Annotated in this window: 6 protein-coding genes; 3 read left to right on the top strand and 3 right to left on the bottom strand. The window is 59.8% G+C overall.

Annotated elements, in window-relative coordinates; genetic code table 11:
- The first annotated feature begins 86 nt into the window (after nt 1-86).
- Nucleotides 87-737, top strand: coding sequence for a BON domain-containing protein (locus U5A52_RS40745; RefSeq protein ID WP_321939906.1), 651 nt, complete (start codon nt 87-89; stop codon nt 735-737).
- A gap of 235 nt (nt 738-972) precedes the next feature.
- On the opposite strand, the gene U5A52_RS40740 is transcribed toward U5A52_RS40745, so the two are convergent.
- Nucleotides 973-1,959 carry a zinc-dependent alcohol dehydrogenase family protein gene (locus U5A52_RS40740; protein ID WP_321939904.1) on the bottom strand — a complete coding sequence of 329 codons (987 nt, stop codon included), beginning with the start codon at nt 1,957-1,959 and terminating at the stop codon, nt 973-975.
- 626 nt (nt 1,960-2,585) lie between these two features.
- On the opposite strand from U5A52_RS40740, the gene U5A52_RS40735 reads away from it, so the two are divergent.
- Both U5A52_RS40735 and U5A52_RS40730 read left to right on the top strand, forming a co-directional pair.
- Nucleotides 2,586-3,098 (top strand): universal stress protein, encoded by a 513-nt coding sequence (locus tag U5A52_RS40735; RefSeq protein WP_321939902.1) that lies wholly within the window; start codon nt 2,586-2,588, stop codon nt 3,096-3,098.
- A gap of 368 nt (nt 3,099-3,466) precedes the next feature.
- Nucleotides 3,467-4,723 (top strand): cation:proton antiporter, encoded by a 1,257-nt coding sequence (locus U5A52_RS40730; RefSeq protein WP_321939901.1) that lies wholly within the window; start codon nt 3,467-3,469, stop codon nt 4,721-4,723.
- 38 nt (nt 4,724-4,761) lie between these two features.
- Here the strand turns inward: U5A52_RS40730 and arcC are convergent, their stop codons facing one another.
- Both arcC and U5A52_RS40720 read right to left on the bottom strand, forming a co-directional pair.
- Nucleotides 4,762-5,715, bottom strand: a complete 954-nt coding sequence (arcC, locus tag U5A52_RS40725) for a carbamate kinase (RefSeq protein WP_321939899.1) — start codon at nt 5,713-5,715, stop codon at nt 4,762-4,764.
- Nucleotides 5,716-5,810: 95 nt separating this feature from the next.
- Nucleotides 5,811-6,821, bottom strand: a complete 1,011-nt coding sequence (locus tag U5A52_RS40720; protein ID WP_321939897.1) for an ornithine carbamoyltransferase — start codon at nt 6,819-6,821, stop codon at nt 5,811-5,813.
- Nucleotides 6,822-6,846 lie beyond the last annotated feature (25 nt).

The following is a 6,846-nucleotide window of genomic DNA, read 5'->3' as shown; positions in this document are numbered from 1 at the left end:
GATCGATCGGCGATTGAGCCACATCAATTGTTGGCAGCTTTGTCGTGGGAACATTTTATATAAGAGAACTACTCAACGAGTTAGCCATGAGCACATATCGAGATATCCGGCGCCGGATCGAACAGGAGTTGCTCTGGCACGAATCCATCGATGGCAGGCACATTAAGGTCCGTTTGGATCAGCATGTTGTTACGCTTCACGGCTGGGTTCCCACCTCCGCGCAAAAAGTTGCAGCGCAACGGGTGACGCAACGTGTAGCGGACGGCGAATCGGTGGTAACAGAGCTTGTCGTTCGACCGACCGAACCGATTGCTACTAACGACGCGGATCTCGCGAACGCGATGTCGTTCGTCCTCCACTGGCTAAGCGGAGTGCCCCCCAATGCAGTGCGCGCCGTCGTCGAACACGGCTGCGTGACGCTCCACGGTAAAGTGGATTCCGACAGCCAACGTGCCGCTGCCGAAGCAGCTGCAAACCGAATGCGCGGCGTGGTTGATGTGAACAATCGCATCACCCTACACGATCATCCCGTGCGAAGCGATCTGTGTGGACGAATCTATGCGACCCTGTCGCGCTGTGGACTGGCGGCGACAAGCAAGATCCGCGTCGAGGATCGCGATGGCGTAGTGCGCCTTATCGGAACTGTCGGCACGATAACGGAGAGGGAGGCAGCTAGCAAGGCCGCGTGGATGACCCATGGGGTGAAGTGGGTGGTTGAACAGCTCGACGTAATGTGATGCAGGGTGGTTTCGGGCGTGTCAATGAACGCCGCAATTGCGGCCTCGTCCGCTTGACTTGATCGGGCCAATACGCTGCTCAACTCGTGCGACCCTTTGAAGAGGACAATGCCCCAGCGATTGTCCGCAGAGGGTCCTTTCGAATTGAGCAGGTTTGTCGATCGCGCAATTTCGACTTGGTGGCAGCACATGTGATTCAGCAAGTCGGCCGGTACAGGCCTTCGTAGTAGGTGTGTCAAATCATTGTCAGTACCGCCGCACCAGTTAGCGTTCCATTCCGGAGATCGGCAAGTGCCTCATTCGCGCAGGCGAGCGGATACGCAGTCGTCTCTATCGCGAGCTTGTGTTCTGACGCAATTTTCATGAAGCTCTCGCCGTCTTCGCGCGTGAGATTGGCCACCGACACGATGCGCCGTTCTTCCCACAGCAACGCGTACGGGAACGACGGGATGTCACTCATATGAATGCCACCGCAGACAACCGTGCCACCTTTCGCCAACCCGCGTAGCGCGACGGGAACAAGTTCGCCGACCGGCGCAAACAACAGCGCTGCGTCAAGTTCCTCGGGCGCGCACTCATCGCTACCGCCGGCCCACGACGCTCCGAGGCGACGCGCGAACTCCTGCGCGGCCACGTCGCCCGGGCGCGTAAACGCATAGACTGTGCGTCCCTGATGCTTCGCTACCTGTGCGACGATATGGGCCGCCGCACCAAACCCGAAGATGCCAATGCGCGCCGAATCGCCTGCCTTCACAAGCGACCGATAGCCAATAAGTCCAGCGCACAGCAGTGGTGCGGCCTCGATATCACAGTATTGCTCCGGTAAATGAAAGCAGTAGCGGGCGTCCGCGATCGTGCGAGTCGAGTAGCCGCCGTCGATTGTATACCCGGTGAAGCGGGGCGCGTCGCAGAGGTTCTCATGCCCATGTGTGCAAAACCTGCAATGCCCACACGTATAACCGAGCCAGGGCACACCTATGCGGTCCCCCATGGCGAAACCCGTCACACCACTCCCGAGCGCAGCCACCGTGCCAACGATTTCGTGACCAGGAATCAAAGGCTTCTTCGGATGTTTCAGGTCCCCGTCGATCACGTGAAGGTCGGTGCGGCACACCCCGCACGCATGCACATTGATCAAGAGCTCGCCGTCTCTCGGAGCCGGGTCTTGCATCTCCGCCTCACGCAATACCGGAGATTCACCGTCAAATACCATCGCTCGCATTCCAATTCTCCTGGCATATGCATTACGCGCCGCCAAGATTGCCGCTTGCGACGGCGCGATATGGCCGCATTGCGCCAATATCAGCAACTTGTTTTCGAAAAATGGTCAGACAATGCTACTCCGACATCCGATATTCCAACGCCGAGATGCAGTGGTCATCGACCGATTTTCTGTGAGCGGCGCCGGGATTTCGCGATTCTACCCACATCTTCGAATTCCTCGTATACCACTGCTCGCTTCGGCGGACATGTGACCACGCCCTGACCATCTCATCTCTTCCCGATTTCATCCTGATGCAGATCAATTCTGGGTGTGGTTCACCGATGCTATTCACTTCGGTGTTTGAGGGGAACCCACGCTACCGTATGCGGCGGGAGTTTGCGTTCGACTCTGTTTGATCGCGATCAAATCCTGCATCGGTGGCTAAACTAGGCTGAAAAAAGTGCCGATTCGGAAGGGCTTTGTTGGCGCACGGATGTGCGGCGATCGAGTTGTATATTCCGGAGAAAAGCAACATCGACTGGAGCCTTGCCGAACCTCGCGCAGACTGAACTTGTCGGGCCCAGTTGAATGTTTGCAGATCAAACGTAGGTGTTTTGAGAGCGGCAGGTCATTCAGGATTACAGATGTACAGCAGAATCCCTATCGCGCTGGACTGCGGAGATGCATCCAGAGAGGCGCTTACTGAGGGACTTCGTCTTGCACGTTTGCCTGGTTCAAAAGTCTGTGTGGCTCACGTCATTCACATTCCTCCGCCGTTCGGCATGGGCATTGGAACGGGCATGCCGAACCTGCCGGTGGAGTTCTGGACTTCACACCGTGCTCGAGCTCATTGCTTGCTCGACAGCGCGCAGCGGGAAGCTACCGCGCTCGGCGTGCGTTGTGAAGTCGATCTTCTTCTTCCGAATACGCCGACGGACACTATCTCCATGTGTATTCGGCGATGTGCTGTGCGCTTTGACGCGGAACTGGTTGTGCTTGGTACTCGTGGCCGCCGTGGCGTAGCTCGCGCGATCAAAGGGAGCGTGGCTGAGCGCTTTGCGCGCGAATCGACCTGCCCGGTACTCATCGTCAACCGTGCGCTCGGCCCGTCGATCGGGCGAGAGGGTGCTGGTGGATTGAAACCTGGAAACGAATAGGTTGGAGGCACGTTGCGGCAAGGGCACCCCCTGCTTTGAAACGCCAGCTCCCGGCGCGTCACGCGTATCGATGTGACAGTGAACTTCACCGGCAACTGCGTCAGCATCTGGCGTCATCGTGCGCACAAGCCCAGCCCCACGGCCGAACATGCCTGCAAGGGCCGAAACACGCACCACGAACCATCATCGTGACGGAAGCCGCTGCAGCGATCTACGCTAGACGCGCGCCTGGACACGCCGAGCGCGTCCGAGGGGCGGCATTGACCTGCATCAACTGACCGGGCGCGTGTGGATGATTTCATATTTGTGAAGGGCAGGCGTTCAAAGAGCGGCTGCCGACACTCCCGTTCGCCATGAGGGTTGTACAGATGACGCTCATCGCCGCATTCGTCGTACTCGTCTTCGCCTACAGCCTCGTATCCCGCCGACTCGAGCGGACAATCATCACCGCGCCGATCCTGTTTACGGGGCTGGGCGCACTCATGTCGTTTTCGCATGAGGCGCTCCACGAACTGGCGCTTGACCGGAAGGACCTGCTGCTCATTGCAGAACTGGGCCTTGTAATGACGCTGTTCACTGACGCGTCACGTGTACGTCCCCACATGCTCAAGGGCGAAACGAATCTGCCCGTTCGCCTGCTCAGTACAGGCATGTTGCTGACGATTGCGCTGGGCATACTGGGTGCGATGGTGGTCCTCGGCTCACTCACCTGGTGGGAAGCAGGAATCGTCTCCGCCATACTTGCCCCCACCGACGCGGGCCTCGGGCAGGCGATTGTCAGCAGCACGCGCGTGCCGCGGCGCATTCGTCAGGCGCTCAATGTTGAAGCAGGGCTGAACGACGGACTGGCAGTTCCTTTCCTGATGTTCAGCATCGCATTGGCTGAGGTGAAAGAGACCGACGCAGGTGGCTCGGTACTGCTCCGCTTCGTCGTCGAGCAGCTGGGTTACGGCACTTTGGTGGGGCTCGGAACGGGGTTGCTCGGAGGATGGCTGCTTGGCCTCGCTCGCCGAAAGGAATGGATGGCCGAATCGCTCACTCAACTCGGCGTGGTGGCCCTTCCCTTCGCTTGCGTACTCCTTTCAGAGGCCACGGGCGCAAGCATGTTCATTGCGGCGTTTGTTGCGGGACTGGCGACCCAGGCAGGCTTCAGCGAAGTCGGCAAACATAGCGTCGAGTTTACCGAGGATTGGGGACAACTTTTCGATTACTTTGTCTTCTTTCTGTTCGGGCTGCTTGTCACGCAGGTCTGGTCGCAGTTCACTTTTGCCATCGTGGCCTACGCTGTGTTAAGCCTCACCTTGATCCGCATGGTGCCTGTGGCAATCGCGCTGAAAGGCACGCGTCTGAGCTGGCCGACTGTGCTGTTCATGGGATGGTTTGGTCCGAGGGGGCTTGCGTCGATTGTCCTCGGACTCGTTTATCTCGAGGGAAAAACTGGCCTGCCAGGCGAGACGACCATCAAGCTCGTCGTCATGGCAACGGTCCTGCTTAGCATCTTCGCTCATGGATTGACCGCACTGCCTGGCGTCAACCACTACAAACACGCGGTTGATCTTCTCGACAATAGCGCACCGGAACACGAGACGGCAGATGTCGATCGGGCGAGCGCCGGGGGACTTTGACCCCGGCGCGTAGACTCGACGTGCCCACACGAAGTGGGCTACCGTGTCGATTCGCCATCTGCGCGATAACGGACGCCGGGCTCCGCGAGGCTCACGCGTGTTCCGGCTTTGCCATCGGTAATCGCGACGATGTCCGGCAGTGCCCCAATCACTGCATCCTTACCCGTATTGCGGACGAACTCGATAGCGGCTTGCACCTTCGGGCCCATCGAGCCCGACGCGAAGCCGAGCTTTTCGAGCTCGTCCGGATGCGCCTGCGCGATAGCCTTCTGGCTCGGCTTGCCCCAGTCGACATACGCGGCGGCGACGTCGGTGGCAATGATCAGCACGTCCGCGTCGAGTTCCTGCGCGAGCAGCGCGGAGCAAAGGTCCTTGTCTATCACCGCTTCGACGCCTGAGAGGTGCCTGTGCTCCTCGTCATAGGTCGTCGGAATGCCGCCGCCTCCCGCGCAAATGACGATGGTGCCATGCGCGAGCAACCACTTGACTGGGCGGATCTCGAAGATGTGCTTCGGACGCGGGCTGGCGACGACGCGGCGGAATTTCTCGCCGTCAGGCGCAATGCTCCAGCCTCGCTCCTTCGCGAGCCGCTCGGCCTCCTCCTTCGAGTAGACAGGGCCGATCGGTTTGGTCGGATGCTGGAATGCGGGGTCATGCGCATCGACCTCGACCTGCGTGAGGATCGTGGCAAAAGGCACCTCGTACGGCAGCAGATTGCCCAGTTCCTGCTCGATCAGGTAGCCGATCATCCCTTCCGTCTGCGCGCCGAGCACGTCTAGCGGGTACGCCTCGACCTCCTTGTACGCAGCTCCCTGCAAGGCCAGCAGGCCCACCTGCGGGCCGTTGCCGTGCGCGATGACAAGCTCGTTGCCGGGCGCGACCTGCGCGATCTGTTTTGCGGCAATTCGCACGTTCTCGCGCTGATTCTCAGCAGTCATCGGCTCGCCGCGCCGTAGAAGCGCATTGCCACCCAATGCAATGACGATTCGCATGGTTGAACTCCTTCACTGTCCGTTCCGGTGGCGCGCGCGCTGCAAATGCCCTCACCGCGCGCGTCCTGAGCCCGAGTACCCGACCGATCCGCCGCTCAGACGTCGGCGAGCGTCGAAACGAGGATGGCCTTGATCGTGTGCATCCGGTTCTCGGCCTGCTCGAACGCGATGTTCAGCGGCGACTCGAATACCTCCTCGGTCACCTCAATGCCGCCGGCGAGCGCCGGGTACTTCTCGGCGATCTGCTTGCCGACCTCGGTCTCGCTGTTGTGGAACGCGGGCAGGCAGTGCATGAACTTCACCTGCGGGTTCTGCGAGGCCTTCATCAGTTCCATGTTGACCTGGTACGGAAGCAGCAGCTTGATGCGCTCACCCCAAGCCTCCACCGGCTCGCCCATCGACACCCAGACGTCGGTATGCACGAAGTCCACGTCCTTGACGGCCGCCTTGGCGTCTTCCGTCAAGAGAATCCGCGCGCCGCTTTCCTCAGCGAACCGTTGACAGGCCTCAACATGCTCGGCGTGTGGCCAGAGCTCCTTCGGTGCGCCGATCCGCACGTCCATGCCGAGCTTCGCGCCGATCAGGAGCAGCGAGTTGCCCATGTTGTTGCGCGCATCGCCCAGATAAGCGTAGCTGATTGTGGTCAGCGGTTTGTCGCTGTGCTCGCGCATTGTCAGCACGTCGGCGAGCATCTGTGTGGGATGGTATTCGTCGGTCAGGCCGTTGAACACGGGCACCCCGGCGAACTTCGCCAGTTCCTCGACGATGTCCTGCTTGAAGCCGCGGTACTCGATCGCGTCGTACATGCGGCCTAGCACACGGGCCGTGTCCTTCATGCTCTCCTTGTGACCGATCTGCGACGAGTGCGGATCGATGTAGGTGACGTTGGCGCCCTGGTCATACGCAGCGACCTCGAATGCACAACGTGTGCGCGTAGACGTCTTCTCGAAGATCAGCGCAATGTTCACGCCCTTGAGATGCTGCTGCTCGGTCCCCGTGTATTTGGCGCGCTTCAGGTCGCGCGACAGGTCGAGCATGTAGCGCAGTTCGCGACCAGTGTGATGCATCAGGCTGAGGAAGCTTCGGTTGCGCAAATTGAAACTCATGATGTTTCTCCATGACAGTGACCGG

The organism is Paraburkholderia sp. J8-2 (assembly GCF_905220195.1).
In the GTDB taxonomy this organism is placed as follows: Bacteria; Pseudomonadota; Gammaproteobacteria; order Burkholderiales; family Burkholderiaceae; genus Paraburkholderia.
The sequence above is the reverse complement of the archived record's forward strand: the minus strand, read 5'-3'. Positions and strand labels throughout refer to the sequence as shown.